This is a genomic window from [Phormidium] sp. LEGE 05292 (genome assembly GCF_015207735.1).
Taxonomy (GTDB): Bacteria; Cyanobacteriota; Cyanobacteriia; order Cyanobacteriales; family Aerosakkonemataceae; genus Floridanema.
This window is the reverse complement of record NZ_JADEWG010000134.1, coordinates 1-17,672: the sequence shown is the minus strand read 5'-3', so window position 1 is coordinate 17,672 and position 17,672 is coordinate 1. Positions and strand designations below refer to the sequence as shown.

The following is a 17,672-nucleotide window of genomic DNA, read 5'->3' as shown; positions in this document are numbered from 1 at the left end:
GTCGGCTCGACCTGAACTTATTAACGCTTGTGGACAAGTTGGTGCCGACACCCTTGGTTGAAGCAGGAAGGAAACACCATGTCAAATTAACAAGTTTAGTTAGATTTGGGTAAGTTTTTCGGAGCAGGTAGTCACGTCATGAACCGAATTCAAAAGGCGATCGCAATTCTGGGACTAACGACAGCACTGGGGGGACTTGCTGCCACCGCCAATGCCACGCCTTCAAAAGAGCGTTTCTCCAGCAGAGAACAAAGCTTCTATCTATATCAGCAAGATATCGCAGCTGCTGTTATGGGGAGATCGAACAGCATTACACAAACGCCTGATGATTTGTTTCAGCAAGGGTTAGACAAGTCCGATCGCGGAAACTATTCCAGTGCGATTGAAGATTTCACCCAAGTTCTACGGATCGATCCTAACTTTATTGAAGCTTACTGCAATCGAGGTCTTGCTAAAGCAATGCTCGGAAATATGGAAGCAGCTATTGAGGACTTCAATCAGGCGTTGCGTGTCAATCCCAATCATGCCGATGCTCATAACAAACTGGGGAATGCTCGTGCTAGCCTGGGAAAACATCAAGCAGCCTTGGAAAATTTTAACCAAGCGTTACGACTCGACCCTAATTTTGTGGATGCCTACTATAATCGAGGTCTTACCCGCTACTCGCTGGGAGATAGGCAGGGTGCGATCGCTGACTATACTCAAGCATTGAAGCTCAATCCCAACATGGCTGAAGCTCATGGCAATCGAGGAGTTGCTCGTCAAGCATTGGGAGATAAACAGGGAGCATTAGCAGATTTACAGAAAGCCGCTCAACTGTTTCGCGCTCAGGGGAATATGGCTAACTATCAACAAACACAAGAGTTGCTCAGAAACCTCCAGCAGTAAACAGATGTTAGGATGCTCAAATTTGTAGCTGTTGAAAGCTTTTAAAACTAGTTATTCGATGAGTCATTTATTCATCCTTAATTTGGGTAAGGGAGATTGGCAACAAGGTTTTTCAATGGTTGTGGCGCAGTTGTGGATGAGCAATAGTATCACTCCCATGCAAATGACAGGAAGCTTACCTCCTGCACCTGAATTTAGTGCTTTATATCCGCGCTGGCAAAAGTTGTATGAAGCGTTGTATGCTCATCGCAGTTGGCGAAAGTATCGAGTAGCAGAAAGCAATTTTGAAATTGAGGATGATGAGTCTTATATTACCGATGTTTCTGAAGTAGAATTTCAACGAATTTGCCAAGAAATTCAGCAAGGACTTAACATTTGGCTGAATGCTGATTCTTTTCGGAATATTGATCGCCAACTGCACACTCGCTTAAATCCAACTGATGAAATTCGAGTTATTATCACTGCTGAAAATCATCATTTATTAAGACTCCCCTGGCATCTTTGGCACTTTTTTGAAGACTACCCCAGAGCGGAACTTGCTTTAAGTTTACCAGAGTACGCGCAAGCGATTAAAGCTAATGCTAATCAGCAAAAATCCACCGTCAAAATTTTAGCCATTCTGGGCAATAGCGAAGGAATCGACATTGCCACAGACCGAAAATTACTAGAACAACTTCCCAATGTAGAATTACAATTTTTGGTTGAGCCAAAATTGGAAGAATTGAACCAACAACTTTGGCAACCCGGATGGGATATTCTGTTTTTCGCTGGACATAGTTCTAGTCAAGAAAACAGTCATATTCTGCAAATTAATCGTAACGATAGCATCTCTTTAGAACAATTGCGGTTTGGATTGAAAAAAGCGATCGAGCGCGGATTGAAGCTAGCAATTTTCAACTCTTGCGATGGGTTGGAGATTGCTTGGAATTTAGTAGATTTACAAATTCCTCAAGCAATTGTGATGCGGGAACCTGTTAGCGATCGCGTCGCCCAAGAATTCCTGAAAAACTTTCTAGTTGCTTTTTCTGGCGGACAATCTTTTTACTTATCAGTACGAGAAGCACGAGAACAACTCCAAGCATTAGAAACAGAATTTCCCTGCGCTACTTGGTTGCCCGTTATTTGCCAAAACCCAGCAGAATTACCTCCTAAATGGAATGATTGGTTAAGTAAAACAGATAATAAAGAGCAGAATACAGAATCAAAAATTCAACTATCTCCTCTGAAAAAGCGAAATTTAATTCATACTTTGGTTAGTAGTATTGCCGTAACTGGATTAATGTTGGGAGTGCGATCGCTTGGCTTTTTACAACCGTTAGAATTATGGGCATTCGATCGCCTTTTGACTCTGCGACCAAATGAACTTCCTGATAATCGTTTCCTAATTGTTACCATTAACGAAGCGGACATCCAAGCGCAAGATTCCGATCGGGGTCGCAGTTCCCTTTCAGACAAAGCATTTAATCAACTTTTGAACCGCATAGAACCACATCAACCTCGTGCGATCGGAATCGATGTTTACCGCGATTTTGCCACCAAATCACAGTATCCCACTCTCATTGCACATTTGCGCCAAAATAAACGCCTTGTTGCTATTTGCAAAGGTAGCGATGCAAAGTACGATCCCACAGGGATTGCACCACCTCCAGAAGTTCCCCCATCCAGAGTTGGATTCAGCGATTTTCTGGAGGATGATGACGGCGTGTTACGTCGCCAACTTCTATTTGTCGATCCCGATCCAGCTTCGCCTTGCACAACTCCTTATGCCTTTAATGTGCGGTTAGCATTTCGCTATTTGGAAACAAAAGGAATTTCTCCTCAATTTACCTCTGAGGGTAATCTCAAACTAGGTAAAGTTGAATTTAAGCGGTTGCAAAGGCGAACAGGAGGGTATCAAGGAATTGATGCAGCAGGTAATCAAATTATTCTCAATTACCGTTCATTGCCCTCTCTAAGAGCGATCGCACCTCAAGTTACCTTGAATGACGTTTTGAGTGGAAAAGTCCGTCCAGAGGCGATTAAAGGGCGAATTGTATTGATTGGCGTGACGGCGAATAGTAGTAGCGACTTTTGGGCAACACCTTATGGATCGGCAACAAAGGAAAAAGTGCCGGGAGTTTTCATTCAAGCAAATATGACCAGTCAAATTTTAAGTGCTGTTTTAGACAAGCGATCGCTAATTTGGGTTGGAAATTTACCTGGAGAAATACTTTGGATATGGACTTGGGCGTTAATTGGTGGACTTAGTGTTATTTGGTTACGATCGCCACTACAACGCACAGTAACTTGCGTAATTATTGTGGTAATTCTCATCGGAATTAGCTTTGTATTTCTAATTCAAGGAAGTTGGGTTCCTTTGGTTCCTGCCGGAATTATAGTAGTTATTTCGGTATCTATAAGTAGTTACTTGAACCCTAATGTTCCAACTTAGTCATTGATTAAACTTTATGTTTCCGATTAAAAGCTGTTTTCGCTCTATTCAAGTTTGTACTTTAACAGCAATCGTACTCGACCTAAGTAGTGTGGGTCAATTAAGTTTATCTCAGCCTGTCTCTAATCAAAAAAACATTCAAGAAACACAAATTATTTTTAACGATCCAACTCCACCAAGTCAAGGTTCACCAAGCGGAAGACAGCGAGGTGGTGCTAGTAGAGGGCCATGCCGGGAATTTGAAACATTAACAGCATTAGTTCCGGCAAATAATGGTATGGTTTGGGGAAGAACAACAAGCGATCGTCCGACGTTTTGGTTTTATTTACCCAACCAATTAACAGAGCAAACTCCGATCGAATTTGTTTTACAAGATGATGCCGATAACTATATTTATAATAGTCGTTTTAATGCTCCCGGAACGCGATCGGGCTTAATCAATATTACCATTCCTGATACTGTTAAATCTTTAGAAGTTGGCAAAACTTATTCTTGGACACTCTCAGTTTATTGCGACCCAGCAAAACCTTCTAGCTCAGTATTTGTTAAAGGAACTATCCAGCGAGTTAACTTAGATCCTACTGTAAAAAATCGCTTGCAAGAAGCAGCACCAATAGAACAAGCAAGAATATATGCAGCTAATGGCATTTGGTTTGAAGCGTTGAATACTTTAGCTAATGTTTATCACACCAATTCCAATCAGAAATCGATCGCAACTGCTTGGATAAATTTATTGCAGCAGGCAAAATTAGAATTTCTCACTCAAATACCCTTTACATCTTGCTGCACTCCCGAACAAAAAATTAGTAATTAATCACCCATAAAAAGACATAGAGGCGCAACAATTTGCGTCTCTATTTTATCTAATGTCCCTTTTATTATTCATAATGTAGAGACGTTATATATAACGTCTCTACAAGGTGTTGGATTAAAAATACTATGGCTAACTAGCCGGACATATATTATATAACGCAAGTTGCTAGTGATTAATTCTTTCGGAGTTCCCCCCTTATTAAGAGGGGCTAAGAAATTAAATAACCCAATATCCATTTCTGCGCCAGTATTGTTCCTTCAAAGCTAACTCCAATTCCTCAGAAGAGATTAACTGTTGCTCAAGCAACAATTCACCAAGTTTTCTATGCTGATAAAACTGAAGGTTTAACGCTGATTCCAATTGAGTTTGAGAAATAATCTTTTTATTGACTAAAATCCAACCTAATTTAGTTGAATGAGTGAGCAGATTTTTAAGAATAGGTATAGGTTGATTTTTAGTTGATGTTGTTCTAAGAGTTAAAGTGTAGTTAACAACCATTTTTTTTATTTATAAGCTTCTATCAAATTATGCGGACAGATAGCGCAGTTTATGCAATGAATAAACAATTTAATCATTAAAAATCATGCTTACAGGAAAAAGTCCGATGCGGTCGGAATTTTCTAGTTTTGGATGAAAGTAATTAAACAAATTTAAAGCCAAAATTAGGCATAATAGCGGTCGTATTGAAGGCTAAAACATACATAAACTAGCTAACAAAACCTTAAGGCAAAAAAGGCGATCGCACGATCGCCCCAGGACAGCGTTATATTCTCAGAAGTTGTTAGTTTAAATAGCCCTAACCCAGGTAGGTAAAAGCATTCGTTTGCAGGTATGTAGAAGAGAGCGACACATCCTGCAATACACCAACCACATCAAACTTATCTTGTTCGGGGCCAATATAGACGATCGCAGTATCTACCTTATCCGCACTGCCAAAACTTTGACCCCAGAAAACCTGAGTCAGTTGATAATGAGTAGCATAGCCATCGAGTTCAATTATGTCCTCTCCGAGTTGAAAGTCTGTAATTAGAGCAAATCCTCTACTACCGCTGGGATTGAGAATATCATCATTGATATAGCCCGGATCGGCTATCCGTTGACCAGAGGGAAGAGTAAATGTATTTGTAGCTAAAGAGAAGATATCCTGACCTATATCACCTATTGGATCAGCTATTGCGTCACCCGTAAGAACGTCAAACTCTCCAGAACCACCACCGCCATTGAGATAATCATTACCATAGTCACCTGATAGGACATCATCTCCTTGTTCTCCAAACAGTGCGTCATTGCCTTTACCACCGTAGAGAGTGTCATTGCCCAGAGAACCATATAGTAAGTCATCGTCTAGATTTCCAAACATCAGGTCATTGCCTTCTTCCCCAAATAGCAAGTCATTGCCTTTACCACCATGCAGCAAGTCATTGCCTAGATAACCATACATTACATCGTTGCCTTGATTACCATATAGCAAGTCATCACCTTGTTGACCTAACAAGGCATCATCGCCAGAACTCCCGAAAATTGTATCGTTATCGAAAGTACCCCAAAGTACGTCATTGCCTTCGCCACCAATAATCATTGTCATTTTCGTCGTCCTTTATTTGGTAATGTGTTAGTTGAAAGACTCGAAATGATGGCAGTTCTACCTCTGTTGAGAACCAACCATTTCATCTCCTACCAATGTTTGCGGGTGGCTTTTTGGGTTTATGCACGCTTCGTTGGCAAATTTTTTAGCTTCATAGCTCAAAATGCTGTTATATCTAGTTTTCAGGTATGGGTAGCATCTGTAATTAGGGAAAAATTAGCAAAGCGAGTCATTATATTAGATGCTTTACTTAAAAAGTAATCAGAGATTACGATCGCTCTTAGCAAATCTAATATTAAGAAGTTTATTTTTAGGTTTAGCTGGGGAAATATTTAACGCCAATCCGATACAGGCGCAAATTATTCCTGATAATACGCTGGGGAATGAACGATCGCACCTCACACCCAACAACGTCATCGAAGGAGGAGCAACAAGAGGCCCTAACTTATTTCACAGTTTCTCCGAATTCAACGTAGGTGAAGGACAGCAAGTTAACTTTGCCAATCCCAACGGCATACAAAGAATTATCAGTCGAATCACAGGCAAAAATCGCTCCCAAATTTTGGGAACATTGGGAGTATTAGGTAACGCCGATTTGTTTTTCATCAATCCTAATGGCATCATATTCGGAGCCAATGCCCGATTAGATGTACGCGGTTCTTTTGTCGCAAGTACGGCAGATAGCATTTTGTTCGATAGTGGTTTTGCCTTCAGCGCCAGCAACCCGCAAGCACCCCCACTGCTAACGGTGAATGTGCCAGTAGGTCTACAATTTGGAGCCAATCCAGGTAATCTAATTAACCGTTCTATAACTAGCGATACTGATGGCAATCTCGTCGGTTTGCAAGTACCTCTAGGGAAAACCTTGGCACTGGTGGGGGGAGATATTGCACTGGAAGGAGGCTGGTTGCGAGCAGAAAGCGGACGCATTGAGTTAGGCAGTGTGGCGGGTTCGAGTCGGGTCAACCTGACCCCAATTGTTAATGGTTGGGCTTTAGATTATACAGGGGTACAAAATTTCCAAGACATTAGTTTATCTCAAGCAGCGAGAGCGACTATTAGTGGAAATGGTGGCAATAGCATTCAGGTGCAGGGACGGCGCGTAACCCTGAGTGGAGGTGCCCAGCTGGATGCAAATACCATAGGGGATGCACCAGGCGGTAATTTAACCGTCAATGCTTCTGAATCCGTGAACTTAACAGGTAGGTCAGAAGCGAGTGGAAACCCGAGTGGATTGATTGCTCGAACTGGCGGTGCGGGGAATTCAGGTAATATAGCGATCGCAACACAACAATTAAGCATCACCGATCGTGCCACAATTGCAACGGACACTTTCAATGCCGGAAATGCAGGTAATATCAGCGTGTTCGCCTCTGAATCTGTGGAAGTATCTGGAAGCGACAATTCTACAGGGAGCGGATTAGCAGCTGATGCGCGAGTCGATAGTACAGGTAATGCCGGAAACATTAGTATCACCACCGGACGGTTAATCGTTAGTGATGGAGGTCAAATTGGAGCTAGCTCTTTTGCTAGTGGAAAAGGCGGGGATTTGACCATCATCGCTTCTGATTCAGTTGAAGTCAGTGGAGTCAATCCCACCGATGAGTTTAGTAGTAATTTGGCAACTCAGAGCGACCAAACCTCTACAGGAGCTAGTGGTAATTTGAGAATCGAAACCCGACGACTCACCATTCGAGACGGTGCTTTTGTCTCTGCATCTAATCGCGGTTTGGGAAGAGGCGGTAAGTTAGAAATTGTGGCTACAGAATCAGTTACAGTCGCGGGTGTGTCATTTCTGGTTGATTATCCCACCTATTTACAAAATGATGGATTGGGAAGGGGTGGAGCGGGAGATTTATTAATTACGACCCCTTTGCTTTTAGTAAACGATCGCGCACGCATCAGCGCCTCTAGTATCTCTGGGGAGGGTGGGAACATCATTATTAATGCCGGATCTGTGATTTTACGCAACGGCGGGGTCATTGAGAGCGACGCTGACCCCAGCGCCAACGCTTTCCCAAAACCAGATATCACCATTGACAGCACCGCCAACGGTGGCAACACGATTATCAACGCCGATAACTTATTGATTTTGGAGAATAGCGCAATTACAGCCAACGCGGTCAAAGGTCAGGGAGGAAATCTTCTAATTACGCTACAAGGAGTCTTCCTTCGTTCCTCAGAAAGCACGATTAGCACTAGTTCACAATTGGGAGTAAACGGTTTGATTGATATCCAGACTCCCGATATAGACCCGAGTCAGGGGTTAGTTATTCTCTCCACTGATTTAGTCGATCCTGTAGGATTAATTGCTCAACGCTGTCCAAGTAATGCCAGTGAAACTGGTAGTTTTGTCAATACTGGACGTGGCGGTGTCCCCACCAATCCCACTGCTCCACTAATTGCAGATACCCTTTGGCAAGATTTGGAACTGCTAGGGGAAACAGGGAAAGAAGCAAGGGAGCAAAGGACAACTAACTATCAACGACTCAGAACTGACAATCCTACCTCCCCTATTGTTGAAGCACAAGGATGGGTGGTTTTGAGTAATGGTGCGATCGTTCTAACTGCTCAAGCACCTACCGTTACACCTTATCGGGTAGAAGGTCAAGGTGGTTTATTCTGTCGCTAGTGCAAGAAGGCAGAAGGCAGAAGGGAAGAAGACTTTTATGTTCAGCTTTCTAGCTGTTTTCCGCTGCTCAATCATTTCTGCCACGCTGCACTAATCGTCAAACTCCTAAGAAACACATTTGCTCAAACTCTTGTGCATTGTGTTTGTTTCATCTATTGTGGGCGTTTCTTCGCGCCCTTTGGGGGCTCAGATCTTGCTCTTTGAAAGGAGGTAGAACCTCCCAACCCTCGTTACCAGGTTGAACCTGGTAACGAGAAGTAGAGGCTCCGCCTCAGAAGTGCAAGATCTTAGTAAAAGGAGTATTAATCTCGGATTTGTTATTGCCTACTTACTAGAGGTTTTAACATCTCCAAACGATGTCTATTTTCTAGATTCAAGAGCGAAGCTATTTCTTCTAAAATTTCATAAATTTGTTGAGAAATAGGTAAGTTTTGGTCTGCTAAACAATCGCATAAAGTTTCGAGAGCTAATACCCATTCGCCTCCTTGTTCGATATCCGATCGCACCATATCTATATATTCTTTTGGCAGAATTTCTTCAACCAAATATAGAGCAGTATTCAGCTTCTCTTCTACAATTTTATAGTCAAACATTATAGACCTCTTGCACGATTACTGAAATTTGATTTTAACCACAGATGAAATATAAATAACTCAGGCAGATTTATTGACTTTTGCCTGAATCATTCTGGATTTTATGGATTACGGGGACGATTAGTGGGAAAAGCTGTAATGACTCCTTCCCCTTGAGGTTCTACGATAATTCTGATATTAACGCCCTCTCTAGTACCTTCAATTCGCCACCTGTTCGGAGGTCTGCCAGGTTGTTTAATCCATCGGGAATTAGGGTCTTTAATCATATCAGAAATGTATCTGATAACTTGGCGATCGCTCCATCGAGCCGGGAATTCACTTTTACCAGGAATTCCTCTTCCTGGCCCATGACCACCACCAGTTGCATCACCATTAAGAATATGTGTTATTCGTTTAGGGCTAATTCGACTCAGTTTATCAAGATTTACACCTTTGGGAATATTACTATTTTGTCGATAATTGCTGGCAGTATTTGAGTCTTGAAGGATAATTGAAGCTTGGGCTTGAGATGATATAGACTGACAGAATAAGGTAACGGTTAATGTGCTAGCAAGAGTAATAGCGATCGAGCAAAAGCTTTTCCTCATCAACTTAGCAAACAGTGAAGAATCAGTCGAATTATAAAATGATAAAGGTTGCATAGTTTAGCTCCTATAAAAATTGTCACTTAGTTTTTCAGAAGAACAATAATGTAAAAACCAAAATAACTCTTCTTCCGATAACAGCGAAATAATCGAGTTATCTGTAAGTAATGAATCAGCCAATGGTAAAGAATTAATTGAAGTAGAAAATGGTAAATATTGCATAGATTTAACCACCAATAAATTGTCTTTATCGATAAAAAAGACCGCCCACAATGTTGGGGCGATCGCATTATGCAAATTTTTATCGTCGAGCAAAATTTGGTGTTAGGGTAAAAGACCCAACTGGACGCAATCCCTGTTTTGTGAAATTGCCATAAATCCCACCAGAAGCAGTGCAACTTGCTGACCAATATTGCCCAGAGGATCTTTTTAAAGTAAATTGAGTTCCATAAATTTTACCTTCAACAGTTTCTTGATAATTATTTAAATTCAATGTTCCCGACCATTTAGAACCATGAACTCGAGTAATCTTTAAAGGCCCTGTATATACATTTGGATCTCTAGGATAGGTGGCTTGTGTATGAAAATTTGCCCCTTTAAATATTAGCTGGTGACAAGACAATTTAAAGGCATTAGTTGGTTGTTGGGCATTAATTGATTGTTGAGCAGTAGAAGGTGTAGTAGCAACAAGGTTTAAAGCTAGAGGACCGATCGCTAATAGGGATACAATTTTGCGAAGCATGGTAATTCTCCTAAGTTTTTTCTTTGGTTTGAGTGCCTCTGCACTCTCTTTAGTAATTTGCGGGTGGAAACAAAGAATTATGCAGCCTTTAAGATTGAAATTTTGACAGTTATTTTTTTGCCTTAATTCTAGCTGGCTAGGTTGGGTTTTGCTGCTGTTCTGAGCAACAGCAGGCGTTCTTTTTAACACCTGGATTTATTAGCTCAAAACATCACCGCAAGTAATTTTTGTGACTTTGCCATTTTGAATGGTAAAAACAAAATAAGTAGGACTGCTACTATTAACGCGGTAGTTTAAAGTAGTCGCCGAATCGATTTTTCCATAGATGCTCATGACTTTTGAAACGCGATCGCCTACTTTAACTCCATCCTTAGTAGCATACCGAGAACTGTCAGCTTCTATTTCATAAACAGAAAAGTTATCGGTTGGCTTGCTACCTTCAAGTAACTTAACAGTTATTCCTGGATATTGAAGAGTACGAGTTTTACCAGCCACCCCCATGTAACCATTCTTGATTTTTCGCGGTTGACCTAAAACTTTTCTAACTTGTACTTCAGACATTGAAAGATTGACACCCCCTATTTGTAAGCGTTTGTAAGCGATTCCTCTAAATTGATTAAGCGCCAACATCATCTTTTGTGGAGTAGCAATTGTTGTTTGTTGGGCAGTAGCAGGCATTCTCAAAGTTGTAGCACCAACTGTAGATAAAGAAGTTGCGGCTAAGGCTATCAAACTTAATTTGGTGAGTTTCTGAATGCTTGGTTTGATGGATAAAGTTTTCATGAGTTTCTCCAAAATTAATAGAAGAATTCGAGGTTAATTTGAGTGTTGATGCCATTCAGTTGCTTGCTTTGAACTGAAATATGTCAATCAACTCTCTACAACATTAGGCGGGCAAGTTTGCCTCTTTATGCACGCTAATGTTGATGAAATAAATTTTTGCTTGAAGTGCTTATAGGACGGAAATTACAACCAGTTGCCCACTAGGACATAAGGTGCCCAGTAGCGAGGATGGCGGAAGTTTGGATCGCGTAATAAACTGAGTTGTGCTTGTCTGAGGGCTTCGGCTTTGGAGAGGTTACGATCGGACAATGCACGATAAAATTGACCAATAAATTGTGCGCCTGACTCATCATCTAAACTCCAGAGGGAAGCTAAAGTGCTACGTGCGCCTGCTCTGGTGGCAACTCCTGCTAGTCCTAATGCGGCGCGTTTGTCTCCCGCAGCGGTTTCGCAAGCACTGAGGACGAGAAGTTCGATCGCTTCTTCCCTCACTTCATCCCGTTTGCGGAGTAAAGCACTCAGTTCATTCACATCAATCTTTTTATCCCAAGCTAATATAAAAGTTTCATTTGCATTTGAACTAAATTGTCCGTGAGTTGCTAAATGAACGATGGGAAACGGCAGGGTTTCAATCTGTTTTTGCAAGGTTGAACTCGTAAAATTTTGATTTAAAAGGATTTGGCTTTTAAGTTCTGTTTGGATTCCTTTCAGTTCCGAATTAACATTAGATAAAGCACTAAATCCATATCTTTCTTCTGTTAATCCAGCCGCCAAAACACTTAATTTTTGTTTTTGTAAGGGTTGAGGATTTATTAATCGCAATCCTGGTGTCAAAGCAATGCTATAACGCTCAATGAGATATTGTTTCCCATCGTACAAAGCTGCCATTGGTACATTTCGGAAAGCACCATCTAGGACAAATACTAATGTTTTGGGTACTTGTTCTTTTAACTCTGCTTCAATTGGACGAATTAACCAGTCGTAAACCCTTTGCGCCAAAAGTTTGCTCTCTGGTGTGGTGAAAGGCTTTTCCAAATTTTGCCGGAATTGTTCGATCGTATTTTCAACTTCTTGCTGGGAAACAGAAGCGGTATAATGGCGCAAAGCTTCTCCTGGCAAACTCAAAATTATTTCCAATCGGTCTGTCAAAATAATGGGATAAATCACTGCTGATTCTGTTTGATCAACTCGATCGATCGCCACACTTTGACCTTCCAAACAAGCAGTACGGAAGAAGTTATCTAGTTCTGCTAATTGTAGCGATTCAATTACCTCGCGAGCTTGTTTTAAATCTGCTTGACTCGGAGAGTTTTTTAGTAATAAATCAACAAATTGTCGATAAACTGGCTCTACACTTTCACGAAATGAATATTGTAAGTCTGGATTAGTAGCAACCAAATCACTGCGAATAGATTGAAGTGTTTTAAACGCAGTTTCATAAACTTGGATTGCTACTTTTATCTGTCCTTGCGCTTTCAGAATGCGCCCAAGTTGCCATTGCCATTGATAAGCAATTTCTGGAGAATTGATTGCTTGTGCAATCAAAAGTGCTTGTTCAGTTAGCTTTTGTGCTTCTAACCATTGTTGGGTTTGTTCATAGATTCCACCCAGATATCCTAAAGTATATGCTTCGGCAGGGCGATCGCTCAAATTTTTCGCCTGTTCCAGAGCAATTGCCAGAGTTTGTGCTGCTTGGTTATTTTGTTGTTTATTCCCTATCTTTTGTAGGCTTTGGGCAAAATTAATTCTTGCATAAATTGTCGATCGACTTGGAGGAAGTTTTTCTAGTAAAGCTTGAATATTAGGTATAAGAGATTGAACTTCTTCTCGTTTTCCTATGTCTAATAACAAACTCAATTGATTGAGTTGCGCTTGTGTTTGAGCTAAAGGTGAGGCATTAGAAGCTACAACTTTTTGATAATAAGCTAGGGCAGTTTTTGAGTCTTTTTGGGCGCGGGCTGCGTTACCCAAGCTGACTAAGGTTGCACCAACATATTCGGATAATTTGAGTTGTTCTGCAATTGCTAAACTTTGCTGCAAAACTCGCTGAGAATTCTCAATATCACCTACTAACAGTCGGATGTTTCCCAAACTTCGCAAACTAATGGCTTTTAATTGGGAGTTAGGCTGCGGTTGAACAATTTGTTCTATATCATTAAGAGTTTTGCGTGCTTGTAAAAATAATCCCAATGCTTGCTGTGCTTGGGCTTGGTTTATTAAACTGCCAATTATTCGGTTTTCATCTTTAATCTGTTTATAAATGTCAGTAACCTGTTTCCATGTTGTTAATGCTGCTTCTGTTTGACCCAGAAAAAATTGAAGATTTCCTTGGGTATTTAATGCGTGGGCAAAGATAAGTTTTGATTTATGATTTGTAGGGGCGGGTTTAGCAGATAAATCTGTACTTTCAGGAGAAGAATTAACAGCAAAACCCTCCCCTACAGAGTTTTGAATTAAGTTTAAGCTTTGCGCGATCGCATTTTTTGCCTCTGACCACTCGCCAAGTTGCTGATATGCTAAGGAAACATAGCTGAGGATTAATGCTCGATCGAGATCGTCCCCGCGATTTTGGTATATAGTAGCCGCTTGTTGCCAAAGTGCGATCGCTTGAACAAATTGTCCATTCTGATAGTAACTAACAGCCTGCTGTATTAATTGAGTAATATCAACCTCAACTAAAGATGTATAATTAATCTGAGTGGTAGCAACTATATGCGTAGCCATTGCTTTCGGCAGGATTAAATATTGCCCAAGGTTAGAGAACGCTGAAACCAAGGATATCGGTAAGGTCTTGGTTTTCCCCTGACTCAGTGCCAGCAACAAAGATAGGCAGATCCCTATTAGCAAATTTCTTAAAGTTGTAACCATCTCGCTTATCTGATATTGAAATCAGAGCCTTCCTAGAATAGCTTTTTTTTAGCCTTTTAAATGCTGGGTACTGTGGAAAAAACCATTTGATTTGTAATAATTGGGAATGTGGCTTAAAACAAACCTAAAAATGTCCACCTCAACATACGATAACCTATTCAACATTATCGAACAATTAGTATTACATCATTCTCCCAGTGGTGCAGAAAGCGAAATCGATCGCTTATTACTCGATCATTTTGAAAAACTGCAAGTAAAAGCTTGGATAGATAGAGCAGGAAATGCGATCGCACATCTCCCAGGCAAAGATTCTACCAGAGCGATCGCCATTACCGCTCACAAAGATGAAATTGGTGCCATAGTTAAAAGCATAGAACCAGAAGGAAAAATCCAAATTCGCAAACTCGGCGGCGCATTCCCTTGGGTTTACGGCGAAGGAGTATTAGACTTACTAGGCGACAATCAAACAATCAGTGGCATACTTTCCTTTGGTTCTCGTCACGTCTCTCACGAATCACCCCAAAAAGCTCAACAAGAAGACAAACCCTTAAAATGGGAAGACACCTGGGTAGAAACCAAACTGACGAGTGAAGAACTAGAAGCAGCGGGTATTCGTCCCGGAACTCGCGTCGTGATTGGCAAACATCGCAAACGCCCGATTCGCCTTAAAGACCACATCGCCAGCTACACCTTAGATAATAAAGCCTCGATCGCCATCTTGCTAGCCCTAGCCGAAAATATCAAACAACCCGCAGTGGATACTTATTTAGTAGCCTCAGCAAAAGAAGAAGTCGGCGCAATCGGCGCACTCTACTTCACCCAAAACCAAAAACTCGAAGCATTAATCGCCCTAGAAATTTGTCCCCTATCCAGCGAGTACCCCATCGAAGACGGAGAAGCACCAGTTTTGCTATCACAAGATGGCTACGGAATATATGACGAATCATTAAATAACGACCTGCGAACCGTCACCAAACAACAGGGCATACCTTTACAATTAGCAGTTCTTAGTGGTTTTGGTTCTGATGCTTCGCTTGCCATGAAATTCGGTCATGTCGCCCGCGCCGCTTGCTTAAGCTTTCCCACTCAAAACACACACGGTTATGAAATCGCTCATCTGGGTGCGATCGCCAACTGCATCCACATTTTACAAGCATACTGCGAAAGGGACTGGGGACTAGGGACTGGGGACTGGGAGAAAGAGTAAATATTTCTTTTTTGTCCCCTTCCTTGTCCCCTTGTCCCCAGTCCCCAATCCCCAGTACCGAATAATTAACAATGTGTAAACCGTACTCAGAAAAACCGTATTATTTCCTACAATTAAGATAACCGGGGAATTGATCAGGATAGAATTTAGTCGATTATGCCCAAAACTGTTGCCGATGTAATGAGCCGCGATCCGATTTCCGTGCGGCCCGAAACACCTCTCCAAGAGGCGATTAAAATTATGGCCCAGCGACGCATTAGTGGTCTGCCAGTAGTGGATCAGGCTGGCAAATTAGTGGGTGTGCTCTCGGAAACAGACTTAATGTGGCGGGAAACAGGGGTAACGCCCCCAGCATATATCATGATTCTCGACAGCGTGATTTATTTAGAAAATCCTGCCCGTTACGATCGAGATTTACACAAAGCTTTGGGGCAAACAGTGGGAGAAGTGATGACGAAAGATTCCTTAATTACTACTGAACCAGATCAACCCTTGCAGAAAGCAGCACAATTAATGCACGACAAAAACATTCGTCGCTTGCCAGTAATTGATGATGCTGGAAAAATTATTGGCATTCTCACGCGAGGAGATATTATCCGGGCAATGGCAGCCAGTCAAGACTAGTTCATTAGTTCTGGTCATTTGCCCTAAAACCGTATTGAGATTTTAGAGTTGCGATCGAACAATCCAAAAACTTAAAATCTAACATCTAAAATCTTTTGACCTGTGACCAATCAGCTTTGTTCTTTGAAAACCCTTTTTACTGACAAATGACCATCACTCCTGACTCTGTGCAAAAATTGCTTCGTTCAGAGGAACTTAGCGATCGCTTACGTGCCGTCAATCAACTGCGTCAATTAGACAGAAGTAACGCATTTAAACTGGTGCAAATCCCCATTAAGGACAGCAACTCTAGAGTACGTTACGCTGCTGTTAGTCAATTAGACATTCTGGGCTGGGAAAATCTGGAAACATCTTTGCAGATCTTGCGCGATCGCTTGCTCAACGACTCGGAAGTAGACGTACAAGCAGCTGCTGCCGACTGTCTGGGAGCTTTACAGTTAAAAGAAACTCTCACAGACTTAGAACAAGCCTACCACAATACCTCGGAATGGTTGCTACAAATGAGCATCATCGCCGCTTTAGGAGAAATGGGAGACATCCAAGCTTTTAACCTCCTAGAAGAAGCACTCCAATCAAAGGTAGATTTAGTTAAAACAGCCGCCATCAGTTCCTTTGGCGAATTAGGAGACTTACGCGCAGTTCCCCTCCTGAGTCACTACAGCAAAGATCCTGATTGGCAAACTCGCTATCGTGTCGTCCAAGCACTCAGTCGTCTAGGTAGTCCAGAAGCCCTCGCTGTACTGCAAACCATGACCAATGATGAAGTAGAACAAATCGCCAAAGAAGCTAAAAACAGTTTGCCGATCGCTTAGATTAGCTATTTTCTCCTACTTAACTTTAATCTTGCTTGAGGATAAGTAGGAGAAAATTCTCCGCACAATTTCTCTTCAGTTTAGAAGATATTATTAACCTAACTTTTTACCTGATTAACTCTCAGTTTTGACGGTGGTCATTGTTGTAATGAATTCTCGCCCCAGCCCACATTAATTTTTCGCGTAAAGTTTGATAATAAGAATAGTTTTCTCGTAAAATAATAAACTTAGCAAGGCAGTCAGCCATTTGGACATCAACTCTTTGTCCAGGCCAAATAGCAGTTGCTAAAACACCATCCATCCAGAGTTTAGTATTTAAATCATAATCTCCCAAAGGCCAGATACTTACCACTGAGCCAGCAGGTAAAACCAAGGGACGACTCGCTAAACTTAAAGGACAAATGGGAGTAATTGCGATCGCGTGCATCCCATCATGAATAATCGGGCCATTAGCAGAAACAGTATAACAAGTTGAACCAGTAGGCGTAGCCACAATTAACCCATCGCCTTGATATTGATCTACCACCTCACCATCAATTTCCATCTCTAAAAAAGAAGTTATCATGCGATCGGCAGAAGCAGGCTTCACACACATTTCATTTAAAGCCAAAAACCACTGACTCATTGGTTCTTGATTAGTGCGATCGCCCTCAAACAACGCCGCCTGCAACATCATTCGCCGTTGAATAGCAAAACGATCTTCCAGTAAACGATCCCAAACCTTTTCTGTATCCTTAAAGTCCTCAAACTGCTGCGTCAAAAACCCTAAATGTCCCCCCACATTTACCGCCAAAATCGGAATTCCTTCCGGCGCTAAATGCCTCGCCGCTGCTAATGCCGTACCATCCCCACCCAACACTATAGCCAAATCTATTTTGTGAATTGATGAAGCCAAAAAAACTGGATAAGGATTATCCTTCGATCCACTTGGCCCCAATAACACTTGACAATTCCGCTGTTCTAATTGTCGCGCACAATTTTCTGCCCATTTGCGACTCAGGTCATCTCCTGCTTTGTGTGCAATAATTATGTGTTTTAGCTGCACTCTAATTACCAACTCCAGCGTTATATTTTTTAGGGGATTAGGGACTGGGGACTGGGGACTGGGG

General features: G+C 41.6%; 17 protein-coding genes. 8 read left to right on the top strand and 9 right to left on the bottom strand.

The window, feature by feature from the left end:
* Positions 1-138: 138 nt before the first annotated feature.
* Genes IQ264_RS25670 through IQ264_RS25660 form a run of 3 tightly spaced genes read left to right on the top strand, consistent with a single transcriptional unit; the run spans position 139 to position 4,133 of the window.
* Entirely contained in the window at positions 139-888 is a 750-nt protein-coding gene (locus tag IQ264_RS25670; protein ID WP_193984236.1) for a tetratricopeptide repeat protein, read from the top strand.
* Positions 889-946: 58 nt separating this feature from the next.
* Entirely contained in the window at positions 947-3,319 is a 2,373-nt protein-coding gene (locus IQ264_RS25665) for a CHASE2 domain-containing protein (RefSeq protein WP_193984234.1), read from the top strand.
* Positions 3,320-3,335: 16 nt separating this feature from the next.
* A complete protein-coding gene (locus IQ264_RS25660; RefSeq protein ID WP_193984232.1) occupies positions 3,336-4,133 on the top strand; it encodes a DUF928 domain-containing protein in 798 nt (265 codons plus the stop codon).
* A 216-nt stretch (positions 4,134-4,349) separates the two neighbouring features.
* On the opposite strand, the gene IQ264_RS25655 is transcribed toward IQ264_RS25660, so the two are convergent.
* Both IQ264_RS25655 and IQ264_RS25650 read right to left on the bottom strand, forming a co-directional pair.
* On the bottom strand, positions 4,350-4,631 hold the full coding sequence (locus IQ264_RS25655) for a hypothetical protein (protein WP_228061812.1): 282 nt from the start codon (positions 4,629-4,631) through the stop codon (positions 4,350-4,352).
* A 298-nt stretch (positions 4,632-4,929) separates the two neighbouring features.
* Positions 4,930-5,718, bottom strand: a complete 789-nt coding sequence (locus IQ264_RS25650) for a calcium-binding protein (protein ID WP_193984230.1) — start codon at positions 5,716-5,718, stop codon at positions 4,930-4,932.
* A 45-nt stretch (positions 5,719-5,763) separates the two neighbouring features.
* Here IQ264_RS25650 and IQ264_RS25645 point away from each other — a divergent pair, with 45 nt between their 5' ends.
* Positions 5,764-5,979: a hypothetical protein gene (locus IQ264_RS25645; protein ID WP_193984228.1), complete on the top strand. Its 216-nt coding sequence runs from the start codon at positions 5,764-5,766 to the stop codon at positions 5,977-5,979.
* Positions 5,960-8,350: a filamentous hemagglutinin N-terminal domain-containing protein gene (locus IQ264_RS25640; protein ID WP_193984226.1), complete on the top strand. Its 2,391-nt coding sequence runs from the start codon at positions 5,960-5,962 to the stop codon at positions 8,348-8,350. Before IQ264_RS25645 ends, IQ264_RS25640 begins: the two co-directional genes overlap by 20 nt.
* Before the next feature lie 317 nt (positions 8,351-8,667).
* Here IQ264_RS25640 and IQ264_RS25635 read toward each other — a convergent pair whose 3' ends face one another.
* The 6 genes from IQ264_RS25635 to IQ264_RS25610 all read right to left on the bottom strand — a co-directional run bounded on the left by IQ264_RS25635 (position 8,668) and on the right by IQ264_RS25610 (position 13,776).
* Positions 8,668-8,943 (bottom strand): MafI family immunity protein, encoded by a 276-nt coding sequence (locus IQ264_RS25635; protein WP_193984224.1) that lies wholly within the window; start codon positions 8,941-8,943, stop codon positions 8,668-8,670.
* A gap of 101 nt (positions 8,944-9,044) precedes the next feature.
* Positions 9,045-9,584 (bottom strand): EndoU domain-containing protein, encoded by a 540-nt coding sequence (locus IQ264_RS25630; protein WP_193984222.1) that lies wholly within the window; start codon positions 9,582-9,584, stop codon positions 9,045-9,047.
* 3 nt (positions 9,585-9,587) lie between these two features.
* A complete protein-coding gene (locus tag IQ264_RS25625) occupies positions 9,588-9,842 on the bottom strand; it encodes a hypothetical protein (protein ID WP_193984220.1) in 255 nt (84 codons plus the stop codon).
* On the bottom strand, positions 9,829-10,269 hold the full coding sequence (locus IQ264_RS25620; RefSeq protein ID WP_193984218.1) for a hypothetical protein: 441 nt from the start codon (positions 10,267-10,269) through the stop codon (positions 9,829-9,831). The genes IQ264_RS25625 and IQ264_RS25620 overlap by 14 nt, the downstream gene beginning before the upstream one ends.
* Before the next feature lie 198 nt (positions 10,270-10,467).
* Positions 10,468-11,052: a hypothetical protein gene (locus tag IQ264_RS25615; protein ID WP_193984217.1), complete on the bottom strand. Its 585-nt coding sequence runs from the start codon at positions 11,050-11,052 to the stop codon at positions 10,468-10,470.
* Between the two features lie 183 nt (positions 11,053-11,235).
* A complete protein-coding gene (locus tag IQ264_RS25610) occupies positions 11,236-13,776 on the bottom strand; it encodes a CHAT domain-containing protein (RefSeq protein WP_228061811.1) in 2,541 nt (846 codons plus the stop codon).
* Positions 13,777-14,050: 274 nt separating this feature from the next.
* On the opposite strand from IQ264_RS25610, the gene IQ264_RS25605 reads away from it, so the two are divergent.
* The 3 genes from IQ264_RS25605 to nblB all read left to right on the top strand — a co-directional run bounded on the left by IQ264_RS25605 (position 14,051) and on the right by nblB (position 16,563).
* Positions 14,051-15,127: a M42 family metallopeptidase gene (locus IQ264_RS25605; RefSeq protein WP_193984215.1), complete on the top strand. Its 1,077-nt coding sequence runs from the start codon at positions 14,051-14,053 to the stop codon at positions 15,125-15,127.
* A gap of 156 nt (positions 15,128-15,283) precedes the next feature.
* Positions 15,284-15,751, top strand: coding sequence for a CBS domain-containing protein (locus IQ264_RS25600; protein WP_193984214.1), 468 nt, complete (start codon positions 15,284-15,286; stop codon positions 15,749-15,751).
* A 146-nt stretch (positions 15,752-15,897) separates the two neighbouring features.
* Entirely contained in the window at positions 15,898-16,563 is a 666-nt protein-coding gene (nblB, locus tag IQ264_RS25595) for a phycobilisome degradation protein NblB (protein ID WP_193984213.1), read from the top strand.
* A gap of 121 nt (positions 16,564-16,684) precedes the next feature.
* On the opposite strand, the gene IQ264_RS25590 is transcribed toward nblB, so the two are convergent.
* Entirely contained in the window at positions 16,685-17,608 is a 924-nt protein-coding gene (locus tag IQ264_RS25590; protein WP_193984212.1) for an NAD(+) kinase, read from the bottom strand.
* Between the last annotated feature and the right edge of the window lie 64 nt (positions 17,609-17,672).

Excerpts from the sequence above, each read along its gene's own strand:
- IQ264_RS25650 (WP_193984230.1), bottom strand. The coding sequence starts at position 5,718 with ATGACAATGATTATTGGTGGCGAAGGCAATGACGTACTTTGGGGTACT.
- IQ264_RS25620 (WP_193984218.1), bottom strand. The coding sequence starts at position 10,269 with ATGCTTCGCAAAATTGTATCCCTATTAGCGATCGGTCCTCTAGCTTTA.
- IQ264_RS25640 (WP_193984226.1), top strand. The coding sequence starts at position 5,960 with ATGCTTTACTTAAAAAGTAATCAGAGATTACGATCGCTCTTAGCAAAT.
- IQ264_RS25610 (WP_228061811.1), bottom strand. The coding sequence starts at position 13,776 with ATGGCTACGCATATAGTTGCTACCACTCAGATTAATTATACATCTTTA.
- IQ264_RS25630 (WP_193984222.1), bottom strand. The coding sequence starts at position 9,584 with ATGCAACCTTTATCATTTTATAATTCGACTGATTCTTCACTGTTTGCT.
- IQ264_RS25635 (WP_193984224.1), bottom strand. The coding sequence starts at position 8,943 with ATGTTTGACTATAAAATTGTAGAAGAGAAGCTGAATACTGCTCTATAT.
- IQ264_RS25600 (WP_193984214.1), top strand. The coding sequence starts at position 15,284 with ATGCCCAAAACTGTTGCCGATGTAATGAGCCGCGATCCGATTTCCGTG.
- IQ264_RS25665 (WP_193984234.1), top strand. The coding sequence starts at position 947 with ATGAGTCATTTATTCATCCTTAATTTGGGTAAGGGAGATTGGCAACAA.
- IQ264_RS25645 (WP_193984228.1), top strand. The coding sequence starts at position 5,764 with ATGATGGCAGTTCTACCTCTGTTGAGAACCAACCATTTCATCTCCTAC.
- IQ264_RS25605 (WP_193984215.1), top strand. The coding sequence starts at position 14,051 with ATGTCCACCTCAACATACGATAACCTATTCAACATTATCGAACAATTA.
- IQ264_RS25660 (WP_193984232.1), top strand. The coding sequence starts at position 3,336 with ATGTTTCCGATTAAAAGCTGTTTTCGCTCTATTCAAGTTTGTACTTTA.
- IQ264_RS25670 (WP_193984236.1), top strand. The coding sequence starts at position 139 with ATGAACCGAATTCAAAAGGCGATCGCAATTCTGGGACTAACGACAGCA.
- IQ264_RS25655 (WP_228061812.1), bottom strand. The coding sequence starts at position 4,631 with ATGGTTGTTAACTACACTTTAACTCTTAGAACAACATCAACTAAAAAT.
- IQ264_RS25615 (WP_193984217.1), bottom strand. The coding sequence starts at position 11,052 with ATGAAAACTTTATCCATCAAACCAAGCATTCAGAAACTCACCAAATTA.
- nblB (WP_193984213.1), top strand. The coding sequence starts at position 15,898 with ATGACCATCACTCCTGACTCTGTGCAAAAATTGCTTCGTTCAGAGGAA.